The organism is Prevotellamassilia timonensis (assembly GCF_021531665.1).
GTDB lineage: Bacteria > Bacteroidota > Bacteroidia > Bacteroidales > Bacteroidaceae > Alloprevotella.
This window is the reverse complement of record NZ_JADYUH010000257.1, coordinates 1-210: the sequence shown is the minus strand read 5'-3', so window position 1 is coordinate 210 and position 210 is coordinate 1. Positions and strand designations below refer to the sequence as shown.

Sequence of the window (210 nt, the reverse complement as noted above, 5' to 3'; positions counted from 1 at the left end):
ACCGCAGCCTCGTGGACGGCTATATCCGCTCGGAGGAAGTACCCCTCTACTTCCCCCTGCGAGACTACCTCCGCGCTCTTCCCGCCTGGGACGGTCGCGACCGCGTCGGAGAACTCGCGGCGCGCATTTCCTCGGATGAACTCTGGAACAAAGTGTTCCGCCGCTGGCTGCGCGGCGCAGTCAAGGGCTGGCTCGGCGAAGAAGAAAGCG

1 pseudogene is annotated in these 210 nt (G+C 65.2%); it reads left to right on the top strand.

Annotation, left to right across the window (positions count from 1 at the left end):
* Positions 1–11: 11 nt before the first annotated feature.
* A pseudogene (locus tag I6E40_RS10910) lies at positions 12–210 on the top strand (hypothetical protein); the annotation flags it as partial.